The 24573-nt window shown below is 62.5% G+C and carries 19 protein-coding genes; 8 read left to right on the top strand and 11 right to left on the bottom strand.

Going from position 1 to position 24573, the window contains the following annotated elements:
* Positions 1-518: 518 nt before the first annotated feature.
* On the bottom strand, positions 519-2135 hold the full coding sequence (locus CYD26_RS19950) for a PleD family two-component system response regulator (RefSeq protein ID WP_102053417.1): 1617 nt from the start codon (positions 2133-2135) through the stop codon (positions 519-521).
* A 282-nt stretch (positions 2136-2417) separates the two neighbouring features.
* Here CYD26_RS19950 and CYD26_RS19945 point away from each other — a divergent pair, with 282 nt between their 5' ends.
* The 5 genes from CYD26_RS19945 to CYD26_RS19925 all read left to right on the top strand — a co-directional run bounded on the left by CYD26_RS19945 (position 2418) and on the right by CYD26_RS19925 (position 7354).
* Complete coding sequence (locus CYD26_RS19945) at positions 2418-3491, top strand: DUF2333 family protein (RefSeq protein ID WP_099773443.1); 1074 nt, start codon at positions 2418-2420, stop codon at positions 3489-3491.
* Between the two features lie 4 nt (positions 3492-3495).
* A complete protein-coding gene (locus tag CYD26_RS19940; protein ID WP_099773444.1) occupies positions 3496-4032 on the top strand; it encodes an NUDIX hydrolase in 537 nt (178 codons plus the stop codon).
* A gap of 193 nt (positions 4033-4225) precedes the next feature.
* Positions 4226-4597 (top strand): translation initiation factor Sui1, encoded by a 372-nt coding sequence (locus tag CYD26_RS19935; RefSeq protein WP_065757957.1) that lies wholly within the window; start codon positions 4226-4228, stop codon positions 4595-4597.
* 154 nt (positions 4598-4751) lie between these two features.
* On the top strand, positions 4752-6665 hold the full coding sequence (speA, locus tag CYD26_RS19930) for an arginine decarboxylase (protein WP_065757958.1): 1914 nt from the start codon (positions 4752-4754) through the stop codon (positions 6663-6665).
* A gap of 371 nt (positions 6666-7036) precedes the next feature.
* A complete protein-coding gene (locus CYD26_RS19925; RefSeq protein ID WP_102053416.1) occupies positions 7037-7354 on the top strand; it encodes a DUF3077 domain-containing protein in 318 nt (105 codons plus the stop codon).
* A 106-nt stretch (positions 7355-7460) separates the two neighbouring features.
* Here the strand turns inward: CYD26_RS19925 and CYD26_RS19920 are convergent, their stop codons facing one another.
* Positions 7461-8825, bottom strand: a complete 1365-nt coding sequence (locus tag CYD26_RS19920; RefSeq protein ID WP_099773445.1) for an MATE family efflux transporter — start codon at positions 8823-8825, stop codon at positions 7461-7463.
* A gap of 171 nt (positions 8826-8996) precedes the next feature.
* On the opposite strand from CYD26_RS19920, the gene CYD26_RS19915 reads away from it, so the two are divergent.
* Entirely contained in the window at positions 8997-13895 is a 4899-nt protein-coding gene (locus tag CYD26_RS19915; protein ID WP_102053415.1) for an alpha-2-macroglobulin, read from the top strand.
* A 65-nt stretch (positions 13896-13960) separates the two neighbouring features.
* Here the strand turns inward: CYD26_RS19915 and CYD26_RS19910 are convergent, their stop codons facing one another.
* On the bottom strand, positions 13961-14254 hold the full coding sequence (locus tag CYD26_RS19910; RefSeq protein ID WP_065757961.1) for a hypothetical protein: 294 nt from the start codon (positions 14252-14254) through the stop codon (positions 13961-13963).
* A gap of 104 nt (positions 14255-14358) precedes the next feature.
* On the opposite strand from CYD26_RS19910, the gene pbpC reads away from it, so the two are divergent.
* Positions 14359-16713, top strand: coding sequence for a peptidoglycan glycosyltransferase PbpC (gene pbpC, locus CYD26_RS19905; RefSeq protein WP_102053414.1), 2355 nt, complete (start codon positions 14359-14361; stop codon positions 16711-16713).
* A gap of 12 nt (positions 16714-16725) precedes the next feature.
* Here the strand turns inward: pbpC and CYD26_RS19900 are convergent, their stop codons facing one another.
* A complete protein-coding gene (locus tag CYD26_RS19900; protein WP_065757963.1) occupies positions 16726-17175 on the bottom strand; it encodes a DMT family transporter in 450 nt (149 codons plus the stop codon).
* A 180-nt stretch (positions 17176-17355) separates the two neighbouring features.
* On the opposite strand from CYD26_RS19900, the gene CYD26_RS19895 reads away from it, so the two are divergent.
* Entirely contained in the window at positions 17356-19023 is a 1668-nt protein-coding gene (locus CYD26_RS19895; RefSeq protein WP_102053413.1) for a ShlB/FhaC/HecB family hemolysin secretion/activation protein, read from the top strand.
* A 397-nt stretch (positions 19024-19420) separates the two neighbouring features.
* Here the strand turns inward: CYD26_RS19895 and CYD26_RS19890 are convergent, their stop codons facing one another.
* The 7 genes from CYD26_RS19890 to CYD26_RS19860 form a co-directional block, all read right to left on the bottom strand.
* Positions 19421-19891, bottom strand: a complete 471-nt coding sequence (locus CYD26_RS19890; RefSeq protein WP_065757965.1) for a prepilin peptidase — start codon at positions 19889-19891, stop codon at positions 19421-19423.
* Between the two features lie 93 nt (positions 19892-19984).
* Positions 19985-20545, bottom strand: a complete 561-nt coding sequence (locus CYD26_RS19885) for a DUF4136 domain-containing protein (protein ID WP_065757966.1) — start codon at positions 20543-20545, stop codon at positions 19985-19987.
* Between the two features lie 26 nt (positions 20546-20571).
* The gene (locus CYD26_RS19880; RefSeq protein ID WP_102053412.1) at positions 20572-21192 is read right to left on the bottom strand and encodes a DUF4136 domain-containing protein; all 621 of its coding nucleotides are present in this window, start codon (positions 21190-21192) and stop codon (positions 20572-20574) included.
* A gap of 20 nt (positions 21193-21212) precedes the next feature.
* Positions 21213-21962 carry a methyltransferase gene (locus CYD26_RS19875; protein ID WP_065757968.1) on the bottom strand — a complete coding sequence of 250 codons (750 nt, stop codon included), beginning with the start codon at positions 21960-21962 and terminating at the stop codon, positions 21213-21215.
* A complete protein-coding gene (locus tag CYD26_RS19870; RefSeq protein WP_065757969.1) occupies positions 21959-22264 on the bottom strand; it encodes a MazG-like family protein in 306 nt (101 codons plus the stop codon). Before CYD26_RS19870 ends, CYD26_RS19875 begins: the two co-directional genes overlap by 4 nt.
* A gap of 78 nt (positions 22265-22342) precedes the next feature.
* The gene (locus tag CYD26_RS19865) at positions 22343-23203 is read right to left on the bottom strand and encodes a MaoC family dehydratase (RefSeq protein ID WP_102053411.1); all 861 of its coding nucleotides are present in this window, start codon (positions 23201-23203) and stop codon (positions 22343-22345) included.
* 2 nt (positions 23204-23205) lie between these two features.
* Positions 23206-24558 carry a 3-oxoacyl-ACP reductase gene (locus CYD26_RS19860; RefSeq protein ID WP_102053410.1) on the bottom strand — a complete coding sequence of 451 codons (1353 nt, stop codon included), beginning with the start codon at positions 24556-24558 and terminating at the stop codon, positions 23206-23208.
* Between the last annotated feature and the right edge of the window lie 15 nt (positions 24559-24573).

The following is a 24573-nucleotide window of genomic DNA, read 5'->3' as shown; positions in this document are numbered from 1 at the left end:
CAGTTGTTCAAGTGCAGCACCAAGCTCGCGTTCGGCTTGCAGCAACAGGGCTTGAGGGTCGCCGGCAAGCTTGCCGGCGGCCAGCAGCTCGGAGCCGGTGAACGCCTGCAGGCTGTCCAGGCTTGGGCGCAGGCGAGCGGCCAGGTCGTCGGGGAGAACGCTCAGTTGTGCCTGCAAGTCGACGATAGCCTGCTGTGCTTCAGCATGGCGCAGCGCATCGCCGCTATTCAGGTAGTCCTGAATGTTGCGCGCGGCCTGGTTCTGAAACTGCTGGGACAGGCCCAGGTAGCGCTCCATCAGCAGATAGGGGCGCTCCAGTGCATGCTGTGACCACCACAGTGTCGCGCCCAAGGCCAGGCAGACGGTGACCAGCAACAAGGTGTTGAGATTGGTAAGCAGCTTCAGGCGCATATCCAGGGTCTACCAACGGCTGAATGGTAAGCCTCTGAAGTTATTGCGTTTTTGTTACGAGGTTATGACGAAGGCGCGGAAGAACTAAAAAAACTGGCACATTGCCTTTATGGTTCGCTGCGCAGCACGGTGTTGCGTCCTGCAGCCTTGGCCCGGTACAGCGCCTCATCGGCGGCGGTTGCCATGCTCAACGCATCGAGCCCATCGTTCAGTTGTACAACCCCGGCGCTGAACGTGCAGTACAGGTCGCGCGGCTGAGCCGGGTAATGAATTTCGGAGAAGCGTTGGCGGATCTCATCCAGCACTTTGTGTGCGGCATTCAGGTCTGTACTGGGCATGACAATCGCAAACTCTTCACCGCCATAGCGACCAATAAAGTCGGTCTTGCGCAGGCGTTGTTTCAGAAACAGCGCCAGGCTTTTGATCACGCGGTCGCCCATGGGGTGGCCGTGGCTGTCGTTGACCTTCTTGAAGTGATCGATGTCGAGCATTGCAAAGCTCAATGGGCGCTCTTCGCGACGGGCGCGGAAGCTGCAGTCTTCCAGCAATTGCAGGATGTGCGTGTGGTTGTACAGGCCGGTGAGGCTGTCGCGGACCATGCGTGCATTGAGGTTGCGGGCTCGCGCCGCACGGTTGCGTACCGTGGTGATCAGATGGTGCGAACGGATGGGTTTGGTCAGGAAGTCATCGCCGCCCTCGCTCATGGCTTCGAGCTGCTTGTCCAGGTCGTCCTCGGCCGATAGGTAAATGATCGGCACACTGACATAACGGTCGTTTTGTCGGATGACCTTGGCCAGCTCAGGCCCCGTGCAGCCTGGCATGTACAGATCAAGGATGATCAGGTCTGGCTGGAAGTCGGCCAGCTCAGCCATGGTTTGAATCGGGTCGGTGAGGGTGCGGGTAACGATGCCTGCGTTGTTCAGCAAGCGCTCGGTGTAGATGGCTTGAGCCCGCGAATCATCAATGACCAGTACCCGGAACGGCTCGTACTGAGTCACGCTGGTCAACAGTTCGACCTTTTCCAGCAGGCTGGAGGCTTCCAGCGTGCCGGTCAGAAATTCCTGGCCGCCAGCACGCACGGCAGCCAGGCGCGTCGGCGTATCGGTTTCGTGCAGGCTGAAGAACAACAGCGGAAGGGGCTGCTCCAGCCCCTGTTGAGCCTGGGCCGCCAGATGCAGGCCTTGCCCGCTGCCGGTGAAGTCGACGTCCATGACAATGGCAGCCGGCAGACGCTCGGCCATCGAGGCCCGAAAGGCTTCGGCGCTGTTCAGCCCCTGTACCCCTAGGCCAAAGAACTCCAATTGCGTCGCCAGTCGCTCTGCCCGGTCATGGTCTTGCAGCATGATGTAAACCGGCTTGCGCAGCGGCGGCAGCGGGGTCTGCTCAAGCTGGTCGCCCTGGCGCAAGCCAGTGCGCGACAGGCGTTGCATCAGACGGTTGAGTTCATTGATCAAGCCGCTGCTCAGGCGCGCACCGTTAGCCTCTATGGCCTTCAGGGTTTGCCCTATTGCCTCGGCCAGTTGACTGTGCTCAGGCTGGTCAAAGCGCTCGGCATAACGCTGCAGTCGCAGGTTGGCTTCGCACAGTTCACCGAGGTCATTGCTCGACCATTCGCTACGCTGCAGGCGTTGCCAGATCTCAAGTATCTGCCGAGCCTGGTGAATGACCCGCTGGGCAAAGTGCTGTTTGAGGCGCTCACGATTTGGGTCTTCTGGCTCGGTCATATCCTGACTACTTATATAGGGGTGAGGCTGAGTTCCAGTGATGGCTCTATGCTAGCACTACTTTTCAGGCGATCGCGTGTCTTGCGTCAAATTACCGCGTTGCCTGCAAATTCAGTTTGTGACCGGATAGTCGCTTATGCGAAGCAGTCGGGTTGATTTATAGTGCAACGCATGATGCCGACCCCCGGCAGGCGAGCGGCTGTGAAAAGCACAGGGTACGCCGGCGCAATGCCTGGGCTTGCGGTCGAACCTTTGAACCGACGTGACTGAAAGGACAATGCCATGCTGGACTGGAAAAACCGTACAGGCAAAGCCGAGGCGAGCGAGCGGGCTGGTACCCGTGAAACAGCAGCGGGCAGCTATTTCAGCGGCCTGTTGTTCAGCCGGGCGCTGGGAACACTCATTGCCCTTTATCTGTTGGTGACGATTGCCCTGGGCTGGTACTGGAGCGAGGAGCCTGACCTGTTCCCGGTTCAGCAGAACGCCCAGGCTGCAGCTGAGCGCACGGGCAAGCAGATGGTGATCGGCTATACCACCATCGAAACCCTCAAGACTGTTTCCGGTACGTTGCTGCACAAGCCCGGTGGCTATATCTCCAACGACCGTTTCCCGCCAGGCCTGTGGATGGACAACATGCCGAGCTGGGAGTACGGCGTGCTGGTCCAGGTGCGTGACCTGAGCCGCGCCCTGCGCAAGGACTTTGCCCGCTCCCAGTCGCAGTCCACCGAGGATGCTGACCTGGCCAAGGCCGAGCCGCGCTTCAACTTCGATAACAAGAGCTGGATCTTGCCGTCGAGCGAGTCGGAGTTCCAGGAAGGCATCAACAGCCTGACCCGTTATCAGAACCGCCTGGCCTCGCCTGACCAGCAGGGCGCGCAGTTCTATACCCGTGCCGACAACCTGAACAACTGGTTGGGCGATGTCGCCACGCGCCTGGGTTCGCTGTCCCAGCGCCTGTCGGCCAGCGTCGGTCGGGTCAAGCTCAATACCACCCTGAAAACCGAGTCTGTGGTTGCCGGCCAGGTACCGCAATTGGATGAGGAAGTGGTCGAGACCCCGTGGCTGCAGATCGACAACGTGTTCTACGAGGCCCGTGGCCAGGCGTGGGCGCTGTCGCACCTGCTGCGCGCTATCGAGGTCGACTTCGCCGACGTGCTGGCGAAGAAGAACGCCACCGTCAGCGTGCGTCAGATCATCCGCGAGCTGGAGGCCTCCCAAGAGCCTCTGTGGAGCCCGATGGTACTCAACGGCAGTGGCTTCGGCATGTGGGCCAACCACTCGCTGGTGATGGCCAACTACATTTCCCGGGCCAACGCCGCAGTGATCGACCTGCGCCAACTGCTGTCGCAAGGCTGAGGCGGTGGCCATCTCTTCCCGCGAGGCGGCGCATCGCGCCGCTTCAGATGCTGAGCGCATCGTCTGGGTCGACCGCGATGATGCCGAGCTGGGTGCCATGCAACGGGCCGAGTTGCGCGAGCGCGGCTTGATCGGTCGTGGCACGTTCATTCTGCTGTTCAACTCGGCCGGGCACCTGTGCGTGCACCGGCGCACGCTGAGCAAGGCGCTTTATCCGGGCTATTGGGATGTGGCCGCTGGTGGCATGGTGGCGGTGGGTGAAAGCTACGCCGCCTCGGCAGCGCGAGAGCTGGAAGAAGAATTGGGCGTAACCGGTGTTGAGCTGACGGCCCATGAGCGTTTTTTCTTCGATCAGCCCGACAACCGTTTGTGGTGCGCGGTGTTCTCGGCCGTCTGGGACGGCCCCCTGCGGCTACAGCCGGAGGAGGTCAGCGAGGCTCGTTTTCTACCTCTGGAAGCGGTCATGGCCGACAGCCTGGTGCAGCCGTATTGCCCCGATTCACTGGCCGCGTTGAAACGTTACCTCGACCGTCAATCCTGAGGTCGCTAAATCTGCCTAAAATGGCGCAGATTTGTACTTAGCATTTGCTGCATTTGTCGTTACACTGCGCGGCCTTTTAAAGCCGGGACTGTTCGCAGACCCGGTTGCGCTGCCCCTGCCAGAGTGGGGCTTCGCGGTCGGTACCTCGCTCGGGGCATCGACCAGTTTTTGTCCTCACGATAGAGGATCAAAAGTGGCCAAAAAAGCCGCATCATTCGCTGCCCTTGGCGGCCTGGTGTTCTCCACCGATGCAGGTCGGCATTGCCCGGACTGCAGCCAACCCATCGATGCCTGCATCTGCAAGCAGACGGCCATCCCCGAAGGCGATGGCATTGCTCGCGTGCGCCGCGAAAGCAAAGGCCGTGGCGGCAAGACCGTTACCACCATCAGCGGCGTGCCGCTGCCCCTCGAAGCACTCAAGGATCTGGCCAGCACGCTCAAGCGCCGCTGTGGAACCGGTGGTGCCTTGAAGGACGGTGTCATCGAGATCCAGGGCGATCATGTCGAGCTGTTACTGGCAGAACTGGTCAAACAGGGCTTCAAGGCGAAAAAATCCGGTGGCTGATCGGCCCCGTCGCGATTTTTTGCATTCCCGTTTCTAAACTCGTTCCCGTAGGAAGGGTCTACCCCTGAACACGGAAGACCGTCATTTTCAGGATTTACACTGCGCCCGCTCCGGGCTGGCCGGTGTTCTTCGATTTTTTATATAGGGGACTTCGATGTCCGTACGACGCACACGCAAAGACGATGGCAGCCAATGGACCGTTGCGGACAGCCGCAGTGTGTATGGGATCCGCCATTGGGGGGCCGGGTATTTCGCGATCAACGAGGCCGGGCGCGTCGAAGTACGCCCCAACGGGCCGGGCAGTGCGCCGATCGACCTGTTCGAGGAAGTCGATGAACTGCGCAAGAGCGGCTTGTCGCTGCCATTGCTGGTTCGTTTCCCCGACATCCTGCAAGACCGCGTACGCCAACTGACCGGTGCTTTCGACGCCAACATCGCGCGCCTGGAATACCAGAGCAAGTACACCGCGCTGTACCCGATCAAGGTCAACCAGCAGGAAGCGGTGGTGGAAAACATCATCGCCACCCAGGACGTGTCCATCGGCCTTGAGGCAGGCTCCAAGCCTGAGCTGCTGGCCGTGTTGGCGCTGGCGCCGAAGGGCGGCACTATCGTTTGCAACGGTTACAAGGACCGCGAGTTCATCCGCCTGGCGCTGATGGGCCAGAAGCTGGGCCACAACGTCTTTATCGTCATCGAGAAAGAGTCGGAAGTGGCGCTGGTGATCGAAGAAGCCGCCGAACTCAAGGTCAAGCCGCAGGTTGGCCTGCGTGTGCGCCTGTCGTCCCTGGCTTCGAGCAAGTGGGCTGACACCGGTGGCGAAAAATCCAAGTTCGGCCTGTCGGCGGCACAACTGATCTCGGTGGTACAGCGCTTCCGTGATGCCGGCCTGGATCAGGGTATCCGCCTGCTGCACTTCCACATGGGTTCGCAGATCGCCAACCTGGCGGACTACCAGCACGGTTTCAAGGAAGCCATTCGCTACTACGGCGAACTGCGCGCCCTGAACCTGCCGGTCGATCACATCGACGTCGGCGGTGGCCTGGGCGTGGACTACGACGGTACCCACTCGCGCAACGCCAGTTCGATCAACTACGACATGGACGACTACGCCGGTGTCGTGGTCGGCATGCTCAAGGAGTTCTGCGATGCGCAGGGCCTGCCGCACCCGCACATCTTCTCCGAGAGCGGTCGCTCGCTGACAGCCCACCACGCCGTCCTCGTAGTGCAGGTGACGGACGTTGAGAAACACAACGATGAAGTGCCGACCATCGAAGACAAGGAAAGCCTGCCGGAAACCGTGCAATGGCTGATCGACCTGCTTGGCCCGACTGACATCGAGATGGTCACCGAGACCTACTGGCGCGCCACGCACTACATGAGTGACGTCGCTGCCCAGTATGCCGATGGCAAGATTACCCTGGCCCAGAAAGCCCTGGCCGAACAGTGCTACTTCGCCGTCTGCCGCCGCCTGCACAACTCGCTGAAGGCGCGCCAGCGTTCGCACCGTCAAGTGCTGGACGAGCTCAACGACAAGCTGGCCGACAAGTACATCTGCAACTTCTCGGTGTTCCAGAGCCTGCCGGACACCTGGGCGATTGGCCAGGTACTGCCGATCCTGCCGTTGCACCGTCTTGACGAAGAGCCGATGCGCCGCGCTGTGCTGCAGGACCTGACCTGTGACTCCGACGGCAAGATCAACCAGTACGTCGACGAGCAGAGCATCGAGACCAGCTTGCCGGTGCATGGCATCAAAGAAGGTGAAGACTACCTGCTGGGTATCTTCCTGGTAGGTGCTTATCAGGAAATTCTGGGGGACATGCACAACCTGTTCGGTGATACCGATTCGGTGAACATCTACCAGAACCCGAACGGCAGCGTGTACCACGCCGGTATCGAAACCCACGACACCATCGAAGACATGCTGCGTTACGTGCACCTGTCGCCGGAAGAGCTGATGACGCACTACCGCGACAAGGTCGCCAGCGCCAAGATCAGTGCCCGCGAGCGCACCCAGTTCCTGGATGCCCTGCGCCTGGGCCTGACGCGTTCTTCGTACCTGTCCTCGTAACACGGCGTCGGCTGTCATCGCGGCCAAGGCCGGCTCCTGCAGACCAGGAGTCGGCCTTCACAAATGCTGCAATACAGCGCTGCTGGTGCTGCAGTTGTCCTAGGACCTATCCTACGAATTCTGTCGTTGTGCGGATGATTGCTCCAAGGGAAGCATGTCACTAGGCTTTCTGAGTCACTGACATCTCGGTGATCGGGTTTGGCGACTCGGGGTAATCAAAAGGTCCGCACCATTTTTATGGTGGCTGTGCGCGGGAGGGTTTCGGCCCTGCCGGGTTTTCCTTTTGTCTCGGTTCGCCAACCCGCGTACAGCTGCCACCTTATTGTTTGGCGATGATCGGGTGGTGGCTCCACTTCAAAAGGACCTCGTGCATGAAAAAAATCGTTCCTGATCCTCCCGATTTTCATCTCCTTCAAACCACCGAAACGCCTTTCGGCCTTTGCGACGTTGGCCATCCGCCGTTGTTTGCCGTACGCGCGGGTATCAACCTTGAGGATGCACTGGTGCATGCCGGGCTGTACCTCAAGTGCGCCAGCCTGACGGGACCGTTGATGGTCGAGCAGGCCAGTGAGTCCGGGCGAGGCTTCGCCCAGTCAACCTTGCACTCGGTGGAGATGGCCAAGGCGCTGGTCGACGCGTTGCTCGATAGCCTGGAGCAGCAAAGTCTGGACGCGGCGAAGGGGCGCTGAGGTCAGACCTTTCAGGCGCGGCGCCCGCATCGTTGGCAAGCCAACTCCTACAGGGATCAGTGTGGAGCACTGCATTGTCTGTGTGGCAGGCTTGCCTGCGATGGCATCAGCGGGATTTCAGTGCGTGGGTGGGCTCTTTGAACCATTCATTGCGTTGCTGCATCCGCCAGCTCATCAGACCCAGTGTCACGCCGCGCAAGGCCATGAACAGCAGAAAACCCAGCCACAGCCCATGGTTGCCCAGCCCGCTTATGGCATAGGCAAAGGGGACGGCGAGGACGACGCTGAGCAGCATGCCGTTGCGCATTTCCCGTGCGCGGGTGGCGCCGATGAACAGGCCATCGAGCAGGTAGCTCCACACGGCGATCAACGGCAGCACTGCCAGGTACGGCAGGTACTCGAAGGCGGTTTCACGCACGCTTTGGATGTCGGTCTGCATTTCAATGAACAGGTGGCCGCCAAGCATGAACAGCAAGGCAAACCCCAGGCTCGCCAGCAACGACCAGCCCGCCGCCACGGTCAAGGATCGACGCAGGGCGGGACGGTCGCCGGCCCCGATGGCGTGACCGCAAAGCGCTTCCACGGCGTGGGCCAGGCCGTCCAGTGCATAGGCCGTGAGGAGCAAGCCGTTGAGCAGCAGGGCATTCGCTGCGACGGTGGCATCGCCTAAGCGGGCGCCCTGCACGGTGATCAGGAAGAACACCGCCTGCAAGGCCAGGCTGCGAATGAAGATGTCCCGGTTGACGCTCAGCAGCGGTCGCCAGCTCTGCCAGCGGCGTAGCGCTGCCCAGGCCAGTTTGCCCGGGTAGGCGCGCAGGGCCGAGCGGGTCAAGGCCAGGCCGAGCAGGGCAGCGCTCCACTCGGCGACCACCGAAGCCCGCGCCGAGCCGATAACGCCCCAGTCCAGGCCCATCACGAACCAGAGGTTGAGCACGATGTTCAGCAGGTTGGTGGTCAGCAGGATCGCCAGCGGTGCACGCGCATTCTGGGTGCCGAGGAACCAGCCTACCAGGGCGAAGCTGGCCAGGGCGGCCGGCAGGCCGAGCAAGCGGGTCTGGAAGAAGTCATGGGTGGTTTGTGCCAGCGCCTGCGAGGGTTGCATCACGCTCAACGCCAGGTGGCTGAAGGGGATCGCCAGCAGGCCCAGCAACAGTGCAAAGCACAGCGCCAGTGCCAGCCCTTGCAGCAGTACCTGGCGCAAGGCAGCGCCGTCCTCACGGCCGGCGGCTTGTGCGGCAAAGCCGGTAGTGCCCATGCGCAGGAAGCCCATCACCCAGGCCAGGACGGTATAGAGGCTGGCGCCGACAGCCACTGCACCGAGTTGGTGGGCATGGGGCAGGTGGCCGATCACGGCACTGTCGACCAAGGCCACCAGCGGTACGGAGATGTTCGAAAGAATCATCGGCGCGGCCAGCGCCCACACGTTACGGTGGGTAGGGCGGTCGCGCCAATCGGCGATCAGTGAGGTCATGCAGGCTCCTTGTCAGCCCGCATTGTAGTGGACAGACGGCACTAATGGGCCGACAGGCGGTCTGAGCGCCTGGCCTGTGGCTAAAGCGTGCATTTGCGCACGCTTGCCCTGATGCTGATGAGATATAGTTCACCCCTTAAAGACACTGCTGCCCAAGAGAGTTCATCTCCCATGTTCAACAAAGGATTGTTGCTGGCCTGTGCGCTGGCGCTATTGAGTGCCTGTGACTCGTCATCCGTGGATAAACCCGCGCCTGCACCGGCAGAGAAGGCGGCGCCCAGCGCGCCCAAGCCCGCGCGTGAAGATGCGGCAACCCTGGCCCAACGCTACGCCGGACGCGAGTTGAGCGTGGTGGATGTGTCCGAGGTGCAGTTGGATGGATCGAGCACCTTGTCGGTGTCATTCAGCGCACCACTGGACGCTCAGCAGCCATTCGCCGAGCGCCTGCACCTAGTCGATACGGTAAAGGGCAAGGTTGACGGTGCCTGGGAGCTCTCTGATAACCAGATGGAGCTGCGACTGCGGCACCTGGAGCCCAAGCGCAAGCTGGTGCTGACCATCGACGCCGGGCTGTTGGCGGTGAATGGCAAGCGCCTGGCTGCCGAGTCGGTCAGCCGCCTGGAAACCCGCGACCTGGAGCCGACTGTCGGTTTCGCCAGCCGCGGCTCGCTGTTGCCGACCCGCGTGGCCGAAGGCCTGCCGGTGATCGCGCTGAACGTCGACAAGGTCGATGTCGAATTTTTCCGGATCAAGCCTGAAGCGCTGCCGACCTTCCTGGGGCAGTGGGGCCGCAACAGCAGCCTGCAGACCTATGAGTCCCGCGAGCTGTTGCCGATGGCCGAGTTGGTCTATGGCGGTCGCTTCGACCTGAACCCGGCGCGCAATACCCGTGAAACCCTGCTGTTGCCGATCGCCGGCCTCAAGCCGCTGCAACAACCGGGTGTTTATCTGGCGGTCATGCGTGCCTCGGGTACCTACAACTACTCGCAGCCGGCCACACTGTTCACCCTCAGTGACATCGGCCTGTCGGCGCACCGTTATCAGAACCGCCTCGATGTGTTTACCCAGGCGCTGGAGGGCGGTAAGGCCCTCAGCGGTGTGGAGGTCGAACTGCTCGACAACGAGGGCCGTGTGCTGGGCCAGGGCAAGACCGATGGCAGCGGCCACGCGCAGTTGCCGGCAGCGGCCAAGGCTGAGGTGCTGTTGGCCAAGCAGGCTGAACACACCACGATGCTGCGGCTGAACAACGCCGCGCTGGACCTGGCCGAGTTCGACATCACCGGGCCTCTGGCCAACCCTTTGCAGTTTTTCGTGTTTGGTCCGCGTGACCTTTATCGCCCGGGTGAGACGGTGCTGCTCAACGCGCTGCTGCGTGATCAGGACGGTAAGCCGGTCAAGCCGCAACCGGTCACGGTCGAAGTGCGTCGCCCGGATAACCAGATCAGCCGCAAGTTTGTCTGGGAGCCGGGTAGCGAGGGCCTTTATCAATACGCCCTGCAACTGGCTGGCGAAGCGCCGACCGGGCGTTGGGAGTTGCTCTTCGACTTCGGCGGCGGTCAGCGCCAGGTCTACGGCTTCATGGTCGAGGACTTCCTGCCCGAGCGCCTGGCGCTTGAACTCAAAGGCAGCCCGACACCCCTGAGCCCTGATGAAACTGCCGAGATATCGGTCAATGGCCGTTACCTCTACGGCGCCCCAGCGTCGGGCAATCGCCTGAGCGGCCAGGCCTACATCCGCCCACTGCGGGAGGCGGTGCCGGCCTTGCCCGGCTACCAGTTCGGTTCGGTTACCGAGCAGGAGTTGAGCCAGGATCTGGAGCTGGACGAAACAACCCTGGATGCCTCCGGTGATGCCACGCTCAGCATCGAGAGCAAATGGTCCGAAGCCCGTTCGCCTTTGCAGTTGACGGTGCAGGCAAGCCTGCAGGAGTCCGGAGGCCGACCAATCACTCGCCGGCTTGAACAGCCGATCTGGCCTGCCGAGCGGCTGCCGGGGCTGCGTGGCCTGTTTGACGGAGAGGAAACCGACGGTGACGGCCCGGTCGAGTTTGAACTGCTTGTCGCCGACCGCAACGGCAACAAGCTGGCGGTGGATAACCTGCGCGTGCGCCTGGTGCAGGAGCGCCGTGACTACTACTGGAACTACTCCGAAAGCGATGGTTGGAGCTACAACTTCAACGAGAAGTACCTGACCCAGAGCGAAGAAACCGTCAGCATCAAGGCCGGTGGTACTGCCAAGATCAGCTTCCCGGTCGCGTGGGGCCCGTACCGTGTCGAGGTGGAAGACCCGCGCACCGGGTTGGTCAGCAGCCTGCGTTTCTGGGCCGGCTACCGCGCCCAGGACAACACCGACGGCGGCGCCGTACGCCCAGACCAGGTCAAGCTGGCGCTGGACAAGAAAGCCTATGCCGATGGCGACACCGCCACGGTCACCGTGACCCCGCCCGCTGCAGGCAAGGGTTACTTGATGGTCGAGTCCGCCGATGGCCCGCTGTGGTGGGAGGAAATCGACGTGCCGGCCGAAGGCAAAGCCTTCGAGGTCAAGCTGGACCGCAAGTGGGCGCGGCACGATCTGTATGTCAGCGCCCTGGTGATTCGCCCGGGTGAGCGCAAGGCCAACGTCACGCCCAAGCGTGCCGTGGGTATTCTGCACCTGCCACTGGAGCGTGCCGAGCGTAAGCTGGCGGTCAGCCTGACGGCGCCAGAGAAGATGCGTCCCAAGCAACCCCTGACGGTCAAGGTACAGGCGCGTAACGCCGATGGCAGTGTGCCGAAACAGGTGCATGTGCTGCTGGCAGCGGTTGACGTTGGCATTCTCAACATCACTGAATACGCAACGCCTGATCCATTTGCCGCGATGTTCGGGCGCAAGGCCTATGGGGCCGATCAACTGGATATTTACGGCCAGTTGATCGAAGCCGGTCAGGGCCGCCTGGCCAGCCTGGCATTCGGTGGTGACGCCGGCCTGACCAAAGGTGGCAAGCGCCCGGACACCAGCGTCACCATCGTTGCCCTGCAAAGCGCGCCGGTGACCCTGAACGAGAAGGGTGAAGGCCAGGCCAGTGTCGATATCCCGGATTTCAACGGTGAGCTGCGGGTGATGGCCCAGGCCTGGACCGAAGACCGCTTCGGCATGGCCGAGGCCAAGACTGTCGTCGCCGCGCCGCTGATTGCCGAGCTGTCGGCGCCGCGCTTCCTCGCCGGTGGTGATCGCACCACCCTGGCGCTGGACCTGTCGAACCTCTCCGGCAAGGCACAGAACCTTACGGTGCAGTTCAGCGCAGATGGTCAGCTCAGCCTGATGCGCGCCGCCGAGCAGCAAGTGCCTTTGGCTGAAGGCCAGCGCAAGACCTTGCTGATTCCGGTGCAGGCCGTTGGTGGCTTGGGGCAAGGGCAGGTCAAGGTGCAGGTGCAAGGCCTGGTGCTGCCAGGCGAGCCGAACACCGTGTTCAGCCGGGAGTGGACCTTGGGCATACGCCCGGCGTACCCGGCGCTGCTCAAGCATTACCGCGCAACGCTCAGCGATCAGCCATGGAGCCTGCCGCAGTCGGAACTGGCGGTGTTCGAGCCGGCCGGCCTTGAGGCGAGCCTGGCCTTGTCCAGCCGCCCACCGCTGAACCTTGGCGAGCAGATTCGCGCGCTGGAAGCCTACCCGTATGGCTGTGCCGAGCAGACCACCAGTGGCCTGTACCCCTCGCTCTATGCCGATGACGCGACACTTAAACGCCTGGGCCTGAAAGGCGAGGCTGCGGATAAACGTCAGCGCAAGATCGAAGTCGGTATTGAGCGTTTGCTGGGCATGCAGCGCTACAACGGCAGCTTCGGCCTGTGGAGTGCTGACGGTGAGGAAGAGTACTGGTTGACCGCCTATGTCACCGACTTCCTCCTGCGTGCCCGTGATCAAGGCTATGCGGTGCCGGCCGAAGCCTTGAAGAAGGCCAGTGAGCGCCTGCTGCGTTACGTGCAGGAGCGTAACCTGATCGAGGTGCGCTACAGCCAGAACGCCGAGCACAGCCGCTTTGCCGTGCAGGCGTATGCCGCGCTGGTATTGGCGCGCAGTCAGCAAGCACCACTGGGCGCCCTGCGCAGTTTGTTCGAGCGTCGTAGCGATGCGCGCTCGGGCCTGCCGCTGGTGCAGTTGTCCGTGGCTTTGGACAAGATGGGCGACAAACCGCGTGCCGAACAGGCGATGCAGGCCGGGCTGGCGGTTACCCGTGATAGCCGCTACTGGCTGGGCGACTACGGTAGCCCGCTACGGGATCAGGCCTTGATTCTGGCCCTGCTGGAAGAAAACAACCTGGCGGCGGGCAAGCGTGAGGCTCGGTTGTTCGAGTTGTCGGACCTGTTGGCGGCCAATCGCTGGTTGTCGACGCAGGAGCGCAACGCCCTGTTCCTGGCCGGGCGCGGTTTGCTCGGCAAGCCAGAGCAACCCTGGACCGCTCGCCTGGAGGCTGGTGGCGAGGTGCGAGAGCTGAGCCAGGCACAGCCTGCAGTGAAGCTTGAAAGCACTGCGCTGGCTCAGTCGTTGACCGTACAGAACAACGGTGACCAGACCCTCTACCAGCAACTGACCTTGTCGGGTTATCCACAGGTGGCGCCACCGGCCGGTGGCGAGAACCTGAGCATCCGCCGCGATTACCTGGGCATGAACGGCCAGCCGTTGGACCTTAATGGCCTGAAGAGCGGCCAACTGGTGTTGGTACACCTGGCGGTGAGTGCCAGTCAGCGTGTGCCGGATGCCTTGGTGGTCGACCTGCTGCCTGCCGGCCTGGAGCTGGAGAACCAGAACCTGGCGCAAAGCGCGGCCAGCCTGGACAACGCCAGCAGTGCGGTGAAGGAGTGGCACAGTGCGATGCAGAACGCGACCTTGCTGCATCAGGAGTTCCGTGACGATCGTTATGTCGCGGCGGTGGACCTGGACGGATACGGCTCCACGCACCTGCTGTACCTGGCCCGTGCAGTGACCCCGGGTGTTTACCGGGTGCCACCGCCACAGGTCGAGTCGATGTACCGGCCAAACTGGCAGGCGGTCGGCGAGGCGCGTGGGTCGTTGGTGGTCAAGGAGCGCTGAGTCTGCTGCCAGTGCCTACAGGGTGATGTCTGTCCTGTAGGCACCGGCCTTGCCGGCGAGGGTGGTCAATGCACCACCCAGCTCAGAATCCACAACCCCAGCAGCAACCAGATGATCCCGATAATGATCGAGGCGCGCATGAATGCGCGAACCGCCGAGTACAGCACCAGCAGCCCGACGATCAGCGTGAGGATGCTGACCAGCGAGGTGTCCATGCCCAACGTGCGCGAAAGGCCTTCGATAAAGCTGCCGCCAGCGTTGGACAGCAGGCTGAACAGGCCATTGAGGCCATCCACTACAAAGCGGATCAAGGCGCCCAGCGCTTGGCCGAGCCATTCGAAAAAACCTTCTACATGCATAATCGCTTCCTGATAATCATCATGGCAGCTTCGCCATTTTCCAGCCTTTGGCCACTCACGGGCCGGCTCGGTTCCCTGTGCCCGGAACAAGGTGTCGGCACGTGATGTTCAGCGTAGTTCGCCCTGATAGTCGCACGGGTAGATGGCTTGCGGGCATCGCGGCGAGTGGGTTGCTGCTGTGCGCGCTGCTATGGCTTGCCGACCGTATCTGGCCGCTGCCGTTGCCTGCGGATGACCTGGCCCGGGTGGTGCTGGCGGAGGATGGTACACCGTTGTGGCGTTTCGCCGATGCCAATGGCGTGTGGCGCTACCCGATCACTCCTGAGCAGGTGTCGCCCCTGTACCTGCAGGCCTTGCTGACCTACGAGGACCGCTGGTTCTATCGCCATCCCGGGGTGAACCCCTTGGCCTTGGGGCGCGCTGTCTGGCAGAACCTGCAGGGTGGCCGCGTGGTGTCCGGTGGCAGCACATTGTCGATGCAGGTGGCGCGACTGCTCGACCCGCATGCCAGAACGCTGCCCGGCAAGTTGCGCCAGCTCTGGCGTACCGCGCAGTTGGAGTGGCACCTGTCCAAGGACGAGATCCTGCAGATCTACCTCAACCGCGCGCCCTTTGGCGGAACATTGCAAGGGGTCGCGGCGGCGAGCTGGGCGTACCTGGGCAAGTCACCCCAACAACTGACCCCGGCCGACGCCGCGCTGTTGGCGGTGTTGCCGCAAGCACCGAGCCGCCTGCGCCCTGATCGTCACCCGCAGCGTGCCCAGGCTGCACGTGACAAAGTGCTGCAACGGCTGGCCGAATACCGGGTGTGGCCTGAGCAACAGGTTGCCGAAGCGGCGCAGGAACCACTGTTGCTGGCGCCACGTCAGGAGCCGACACTGGCCCCGCTGTTGGCCCGGCGCTTGAACCGTCCGGGCAGCCGGCCATTGATCCGCACCACCCTCGATGCCGCCCTGCAACGCCGTCTGGAGGACCTGCTGCTGGGGTGGCGCGCGCGCCTGCCTGAACGTACGTCGGCAGCGATTCTGGTGGTCGAGTCGCAGACCATGGCCGTGCGCGCTTACTTGGGCTCGGTCGATCTCGGCGATACCCGGCGCTTCGGTCATGTCGACATGATCAGTGCCCTGCGCTCACCCGGTTCGACCCTCAAACCGTTCCTGTTCGGGATGGCGCTTGATGAAGGGTTGATTCACTCCGAGTCGCTGCTGCAGGACGTACCTCGGCGTTACGGCGACTACCGTCCCGGCAATTTTTCTCAGGGTTTCAGCGGGCCGGTTTCGGCCAGTTCGGCCCTGGCCTTGTCTCTGAACCTACCCGCGGTGCAATTGCTCGAAGCCTATGGGCCGAAACGCTTTGCCGCGCAGATGCGTCAGGGCGGCATGCCGTTGACGCTGCCACCACTGGCCGAGCCCAACCTGTCGTTGATCCTGGGCGGAGCGGGCAGCCGCCTTGAGGATCTGGTCAGCGGTTACAGTGCCTTTGCCCGCAACGGCATGAGTGCCGCGCTGCGTTTGCAGCCCGACGACCCACTGCTGGAGCGGCGCCTGTTGTCGCCGGGTGCGGCGTGGATCACGCGGCGCATTCTCAGTGGCCAGGCCCGCCCAGACCTCGACCCCCATGCCGAGTTGGTGCAGCGGCCACAACTGGCCTGGAAGACGGGCACCAGTTATGGCTTTCGCGATGCCTGGTCGATTGGTGTCGGCCCACGCTACCTGATCGGGATCTGGATCGGCCGCCCCGATGGCACACCGGTGCCGGGCCAGTTTGGCCTGGCCTCGGCGGCGCCGTTGATGCTGCAGGTGCATGACGTGTTGAGTAACCGCGACAGCCAGCGCGGCATCACCGCACCGGTAGCAGCCGTACCGGCCAACGTTGGGGTGGCAGCGATCTGCTGGCCACTGGGCCAGCAGATGGCCCGGCAGGATGACAACTGTCGGCGGCAACGTTTCGCCTGGACGCTTGATGGCACCACGCCGCCGACGTTGCAGGCGCTTGATCAGCCCCTGAGTGTGGGCTTGCTGGAAAAGGTCTGGGTCAATGACCAGGGCTTGCGTGTCGATGCGGCGTGCCCCGGTGCCCATGCACGCGACATCGCCTTGTGGCCTGCGCCGCTGGAACCGTGGTTGCCCCGGGGGGAACGACGCGAGGCACGGTTGCCGGCCATTGATCCACGGTGCCCGCCGAAGGTGCCGGACGCAACCGCGCCGTTGTCGATTGTTGGTGTGCGCAACGGCGACCAATTGCGCCGACCGGCGACCAGTCGCGACGCGCTGCAACTGAAAGTGTCGGCCTTGGGTGGCAGTGGCCAGCGCTGGTGGTTCCTCAACGGCGCGCCGCTGGGCGAGACTGCTGCACAGGATAGCCTCACGGTCAGTTTCGAGCAGGCCGGCCGTTATGAGTTGAGTGCACTCGACGCCAGCGGGCAGACCGCGCGTATCGAGTTTCAGGTCAACGACTGAGCCGCAGCTTTTTCAGCCGCGACGAATCATCCAGACGCCGGCCAGTACCAGCAGCAAACCGGCGACCTTGCCCAGGCTGGCCGGCGCTTCGCGAAAGCCGGCCCAGCCGAAATGGTCGAGGGTCAAGGCCATTGCCAGCTGTCCGGCCAGTACCAGCGCCATGAACAGCAATGCGCCAATGCGCGGGCCGGCAAAGGCGGCCGTTGTAATGAAAAAGGCACCCAGCAGACCACCGCACCAGTGCCACCAGGTCAGGCTCTTGAGTGCGTTGAAACCAGGCACTTCGCGCTGCAGCAACACCAGCGCAAGCAGCGCGACGGTGCCGACACCAAAGGAAATCAGGGCGGCGGCGAGCACGCTGGACACCTGTTTGGCCAACTGGCCGTTGATACCGGCTTGCAGCGGCAGAAAGGCGCCAGCGACGAACGGCAGGCAGAGCAGCCACCAGGCAGGGGCGGGCATGGCAATCTCCAGAAAAAAGGGGCGCGGATTATAACGGCAGGCGGCGAGGGGTGCTCGTCTTGCCTCTGGCAACTGTAGACCGGATGGCCAATTAGACGGTTGTTCGGGCAACACCTACGCTTGGGTTAGACGAAACGCACCGTCGAGCCGCCCCGTACATTCAGGGTCAAGGAGTGTCCTATGCGTTCGATGACCCTCGCATTGCTGGGCCTTTCCTGGGGGTGTGGCGTGTGCGCCGATGCCTTGCAGAATGACCTCAATCGCAGTGCGATCGAACGCTACCTGCCGACATCGAACCTGCCGATCGATGCCTATCGCCCGGCCGCAGCCGATGTGTTTGTCGCGCCTGCGAAACCGCCTTTGTTGCGTTTGCCGACCGGTACTCGGGTGTGGTTTCGAAAGGTGCATTTTGAGGGTGGTACGGTCTACCCACTGAGTGATTTGAAAGACAACTATCAGGACCTGATAGAACGCGCCGTCACCCTTGACGAGGTGCTTGAGGCCACGGCGCGATTGACCGAGCGTTATCACCGTGATGGCTATTTTCTGTCTTATGCGGTGGTGCCGGATCAGGACTTCAGTGAAGGTTCCTTGCGGGTGGTGCTGGTTGAAGGCTACGTGCGCGACGTTGAACTGCGCGGTGATGTCGGCCCGGTGTCGGCCTATGTGACACGCCTGGCAGAGAGGATCAGAGCGGAAAAACCACTGACCCAGCAGACCTTTGAGCGCTACACCCGCTTGATGAACCACATCCCAGGCGTGACCCTGAAAGGCTTGTTGAGCCCCGCCAGCCCGTCGGACGGTGCTGCCCGGTTGATCGTCAGGGCCTCGCGCAAACCCTTGGCGGCCGCAGTGGTACTGAACGATGGCAGCCGTGCAGACCCTCAAGCGCTGTTGAGCCTGGACAGCCAGTCGCAGACGGCGCTGGGTGAGCAATTGAGTGTTGGTGGCTTGTTTGCGCCGGGCGATGATCATCAGCGTTACTACCGTCTCGACTATGCCCAGTACCTGGACAGCGAGGGCAGCCAGTTGAACCTGGCTGCCTCGACCTTCCGCACGGAGTCGGACACGCCGCTACACCTTCGCAATGGCCAGGAGCTGCTGCGGGATTGGCGTAGCGATACCGTATCGGCGGGGCTGAGCCAGCCACTGATTGCCGCACCTGACGAATGGCTGAATGTTGCGGCAAGGCTCTACGCGGTGCGTGACCGCATTGACTATCGGGCTGACGGTACGCCGCTCAATACCTCAACGGATACCGATACCCGTGTGCTCAGCTTTGAGGGGGATTGGCGCAAGGCTGATGAGCGGCAACTGCGGATGATCAGTGGAGGTGTGTACCAGGGGCTTGATTACCTGGGGGCCAAAACCAACAGCGATTACGACCTGGATTTTTTGCGCCTGCGCGTGTCCGGCGTCCAGCGTGACCGTTTCTTCGACAATTGGCAGGGTGTGGCATCGGGGGCTCTGTACTGGAGCGACGACAGCCTGCCGGACAGTGAACGGGCCGTGTTTGGTGGGCGGTATTTTGGGCGAGGTTACCCGGTCGACCAAGCCTCTGGCGACAAAGGATGGGGCTTGGCTTATGAGGTCAACTACAGCGTCATGGGAGAGGGTGGCCTACTGAACGTGGTGCAACCGTATGCTGTACTGGATACCGCCCAGGCCTGGTTCAACAAACTGGATGTACGCAGTGCGCACCTGGCATCGCTGGCGCTGGGGGTGCGCATGGGGGATTTGCGTGACTACAACCTGTCATTGGAGATCGCCAAACCTTTGGCCGATGCAGCGTTTGACAGCGTCGATCGGCAGCCGCGTTTTACCGTGAGCGTCAGCCTGAAGTTGTAAACCTGTACGGGATGGCATTTCGTTTTCCTTGCGCTACCGTCAATTAACGAAGCCATTGAATGCCGCTGCAGAGTTGGGGCGCTGCCTGAAAAGACACTGTGAGTGGTCGTTTGAGCAGAGGGGGCCGACATGAGTAGTCGCATTACCATTAGCCTGGTGAGGGCGTTTCTACTGGGAGCGCTTGTGGCCTGTTTCTGCGGGCAGGTGCTCAGTCGGGATACTGGCGTATCGGAGGCCGTGCCGGTGTTCATGAGTGAGCGGTTGATCGTACCGCCCTCAGGCAATTTTCAACGTCTTGAACAGGTTCTGGGGCGCAGAATCTGGCGGGCACTGGCCGCCGGTCCCTGGCAGGAAGCGTGTCATTTTGAAGCGCGAGCGCTAAGCAGGGGCGGTTCGGTTACTGGATCCACACCGCAGCCAGAAGAAAGCCTGCCATCAGGAACGGTGCGAAGGGCTGTTTGCTCGATGACGCTTCACGCAGTTGCGTGAGGCGTTTTTTCACTCGCAGGCTCAAGAGCGACCACAGCCAGCGCCGGCTCAATAGCCAGATCACCAAGGCCACGCCCGCACCGATAAAGGTGCCCAGGACATGCATCTTGTCGGTGGCCAGTGCCAACGCGGCGAGCAGCTTGACGTCACCCGCACCCACATGACCAAGCATGTAGCCGGGTAAGGTCAGCAGCATGACCAGGGCCAGCGCCCAGCCGCCTTCGCTGGCGTCGGCGCCTATCCAGGTATGCCCGGTGGTAAACAGGTAAGCCAGTGCGCACGTGGCTGCACCCAGTGTCAGGGTATTGGCGACCTCGCGTTCACGTACATCCTGTTCGGCACACAAGGCGAGCCACAGCAGCAGGACGATGCTTTGCATGGGTGAGTTGCCATCCTTTTCGATGATTGATTCTAGGAGCCGTCTGCTCTCTCTTTCAGGGTAGACGCCTTCAGCCACGGCGGAAAAAAAAGCTCAGCGCGGAGGGTAGTTGGCCAGGACCTTGGCGACGGTTTGCTGGATCGCACTGCTGCGCTCTGCAGGGCTGGGCGGGTAGTTGCTCATGACGTGTTCAGCGCTGCCGCGCCAGACCAGCTTGCCGTCATGGCCGTCGAACAGGTCGACCTGAATGGTGGCCACCGTGTAGTCGACGCTGCGGGTTTCGTTGTAGGCCGGCCCGCCCCAGTAGCCGCCCCAATAGCCGTTCCATGCGCCACCATAGTTGGTCGTGACCTGCTGCTGGCGGTTTTCGACGATCAGGTAGGCCTGTACGCTCAGATCGGCATGGCTGCTGCCTTGCGCTGGGCGCAGGCCGCGTTGATCGAGCTGACCACTGATGGCCTGGCGGATGCGTTGCTCGGTCAAGTCACTCTGGATGCGCGGATCGTCGGGCCGGTACTGCAAGGCCGGTTCTTTCCAGGCCCAGCTACGGTAGCTGGCGAAGTCTCGGCTGGCGTCGAAGTCCTGGGTGACATTGTTGCTCTGGCAAGCACTCAACAGGGCAAACAAGGCAAGTAACGCAATACGGCGGAACATGACGGTTCTCCGGTGGCCTCTACAACCTAACTGGGAGGATAACCCTCCAGTGCTTTGTTGATTGCGCTACGCACTGCATCGGCACGGCCCCGCTCGGAGCTCGGGTTCGCGGCTTCGGCGCTGGCACTCCAGACCGCTTGGCCATTGCTGGCGTCGAACAGGTGCAGGCGCACCACTAACACTTCGATTTCGTAGGTCCGCACGATGGGGACGCTGGTGTACATGCCATAACCGCCGTGGTGACCATAGCCATAACCGCTGTACCCATAGCCACCATAAGGGTAGTCGTCCTCACGAACCTGGCGCAGGCGTTTTTCCACACTGAGGCTGGCGCTGACCTGCAGGTCGGCGGGCTGCTCGCGGGAGGGCCGCAGGCCGTGTTGGTCAAGTGCGTTACTGACCGCCTCGGCCAGTTGCGCCGGATCGGCGATGCTACTGCCATCGGGCAGTTGGCCATTGCGCCAGCTCCAGCTGCGGTAGTGCGCATAATCACGGTTCGCTGCCGGGTAGGCGCTGGCATCGAAGGTGTTGGCTGCATGCGTGGGTGCTGGCGGCATTGGCAGAGCGCTGGCGACATAAGGGTTGCTGCCCTGACAGCCAACCAAGGCCAGGCAGATCAGGCTCGCAGCAACAGGGCGGTACGACATGTCGTGCTCCAGTCGACCCGCTACAGGGGCCGGCAGATCCAGTGCAGGTAGCGGCCCAGCCCGGCGAACACCGGATGGCGGCGATGCGCCAGTTCCATTTCCAGCAGGTCGCTCAACGCGGCCTTGGCCTGGAATTCGCTCGGCATGTAGTCGTGGAAAACCCGCACGCCGCTTTCGTTTTCAACCTGCCACAGGCGTTCAAGGTGCACCTTGAGTTCGCGTGGATCAAGTGGTTTTTGCGGGGTCAGGCTCTGCTTTTCGCCAGCCATGCTGTTGCGCCGCATTTTGCGGAAATGGCCCTTGAGCAGGTTGCGGTACACCAAGGCATCACGGTTGTAGAACGCCAACGACAACCAGCCACCGGGGCGTGTCAGTTGATGCAGGACGGGCAGAATGGCCTCGGGCTCGGCCAGCCATTCAAGCACGGCGTGGCATAACACCAGGTCATAGGGCTCGGTGAGTTGGCCGAGCAGGTCTTGCCAGGGGGCCTGGATGAACGTGGCGTGTTGGCCTGCGTCGGCAAAACGTGCCCGGGCACCGTCAAGCATCGGCGCGGCGGGCTCGGCCAGGGTTACCTGGTGGCCGCGCTCGGCCAGCCACAAGGCCATATGGCCCAGGCCTGCACCAATATCGAGAACGCGTAGTGGGCGCTCTGGCAGGCTCTCGACAAGGTCGGCCTGGAGCACCGCCAGACGAATCGCACCTTTTGCTCCACCGTAGATCTTTTCGGCAAAACGGGTCGCCAGCTCATCGAAGTGACGGTCATTCATCGGGCGAAACGCCTCTCGCTGTCAGCCAACTTGAGTGTGACGACCTGCTCCATGTCCAGGCCCAGTTCACTGCACAGTAATAGCAGGTAGAGGACGACATCGCCGACTTCCTGGCCGGCGTGTTCCAGTTGCTCCCTGGAGAGTTGGCGCGACTGGTCTTCGCTCAGCCACTGGAAAATTTCGACCAGTTCGGCCATTTCAACGCTGGCCGCCATGGCCAGGTTTTTCGGGCTATGAAAGCCGCGCCAGTCGTTATTGTCACGAATGCGGTGCAGTCGCTCGGTCAATGCTTGCAAATTCATGGGGTAGTCTCCTCAGGCTGCATAGCTTCAGCCTGAGCGCGCTGCAACGCAAGGACCTCAAGGCCGGAGGTTGCTGGCTCAGCGGGCTTCGAGCGCTCGCCATGTCCCCTGTATATGCACCAACCCGCCATGACCACTCAGACGCAGTTGCCCGGCGGGTGCGGCAGGGCTGGCGTCGAGTATCACCTCGCTGGGCAAGCGTACCGGTTTGTGGAAATTGACCTCAATCGCGTAACCACCGGTTGGCAGGTGGCCACGCAAGGCGGCCAGGGCCATGGCTTTGCTCCACATGCCATGGGCAATGGCTTTGGGGAAACCAAACAGGCGGGCGCTGATGGCGCTCAGGTGGATCGGGTTGTAGTCGCCACAGAGGCGTGCATAGCGTCGTCCGATGTTGCTGTCGGCGTACCAGCGGGTCAGTTCGCTCAGGGGCAGGGCTTCGGCTTCAGGTTCGCAGGCGGGTTCGCCTGGAAGTTTCACGCCTCGGCACAGCATGCGGCTGGTTTCGCTCCAGAGCAGCCCGAGACCATCGCGGGCTTCGGTGATGAGGTCGAAGGTTGCGCCTTTCTCATGGGCCTGCAGGTTATCCACCCGCACCGCGAAGTGCAGTCGGGTGACACCGCCCAGCGGTCGTATGACGTGAATGCTGTTGCTCAGGTGAACCAGGCCTGGCAGCGGAAACGGAAAGTCGTTGGCAGTGAGCAACTGCAGTTGCAGGGGGAATGCCATTACATGCGGCCAGGTCGCGGGCAGCAGCGGGTCGTCACCAAAGTGGCACAGCGTGCGGTAGGCTGCCAGTCGCTCGGCATTGACCTCAAGGCTGCAGCGTAGCCCGGTCGTCGGCAAGCTGGTGCCGCTGATCTTGCGCTTGCGCGCTGCTCGCAGGTACAGCCCAGGCAGCGCGGCGGTCGTGCTCAGTTCATGCCATTGATGCGTCATGCTCAAGCCCCCATGACCGCTTGCCCGCAGACCCTCAGCACCTGTCCGTTGACCGCGCCGCTGCCCGGCTGCACCAGCCAGGCCACGGCTTCGGCGACATCCTGTGGCAGGCCGCCCTGGCCCAGTGAACTCATGCGCCGGCCTGCCTCGCGCAGGGCGAAAGGAATGGCGGCGGTCATCCGCGTTTCAATGAAACCCGGGGCGACGGCGTTGATGCTGCTCCCCGTGCTGGCCAGGCGTGGCGCCCAGGCCTGGGCCAGGCCAATCAGGCCGGCCTTGCTGGCGGCATAGTTGGACTGCCCGCGGTTGCCCGCAATACCACTGATCGAGGCCAGCAGCACGATGCGGGCGTTGGCGTGCAGGGCGCCTCTGTCGAGCAAGGCCTGGGTGAGGATCTGTGGTGCCTTAAGGTTAACGGCCATGACCGAGTCCCAGTACTCCGGGGTCATGTTGGCCAAGGTCTTGTCACGGGTGATTCCGGCGTTGTGAACGACGATATCGAGGCCATCAGGTAGGCCTGCGATGAGCTGTTCTGGAGCATCGTCCGCACAGATATTCAGGGCCAGGCTGCGTGCCCCCAGGCGGGTTGCGAGCGCTTCAAGCTCGGCCTTGGCCTGCGGTACGTCGAGCAGCACAACGTCTGCACCGTCACGGGTGAGGGTTTCGGCGATGGCCGCACCAATACCGCGTGCGGCGCCGGTCACCAGTGCCTTGCGCCCGGCCAGGGGGCGCGTCCAGTCCTGAACGTGGCTGGTGCAAGCATTCAAGCGCAGCACCTGGCCGGAGATGAAGGCACTCTTGGGCGACAGGAAGAAACGCAGTGCGCCTTCAAGCTGGTCCTCGGCACCGTCGCCGACATACAGCAGTTGCAGTCTGCCGCCGTTGCGCAGTTCTTTCGCCAGCGAACGGCTGAAGCCCTCCAGGGCACGCTGGGCAACACTGGCCAGCGGCGCTTCGAGCTGTTCCGGGGCACGCCCGAGAATCACCACTGACGCATTGGCATCAAGGCTACGTAGCAGCGGCTGGAAGAACTCGCGCAGTTGCTTGAGCTGGTCGATGTCCTCCAGTTCGCTGGCATCGAACAGCACCGCCTTGAGCGATGGCCCCAGGCCCGCCACCCACGCCGGCAGTTGCAGGCCCTCATCGGCATAGCTGTAGACCTCGTCGGTCAGGCGTGTGGCAAACCCGGCGACCTGCCGCGACAGTGCCCCACCGCCCAGCAGCAGCGCCCCTTCGATCGGACGCATCCGGCCGGCCTCCCAGCGCTCCAGGCGGGCCGGTGTCGGCAAGCCGATGACACCGACCAGGCGGCGACCGAAGTCGGAGTTGGCGAAGTCGAGATAGCGGTCGGACATGAATGAGGCCTCCAT

Source organism: Pseudomonas sp. FFUP_PS_473 (assembly GCF_002858665.1).
Classification (GTDB): Bacteria; Pseudomonadota; Gammaproteobacteria; order Pseudomonadales; family Pseudomonadaceae; genus Aquipseudomonas; species Aquipseudomonas defluvii.
This window is presented reverse-complemented; position numbering and strand designations above follow the sequence as displayed.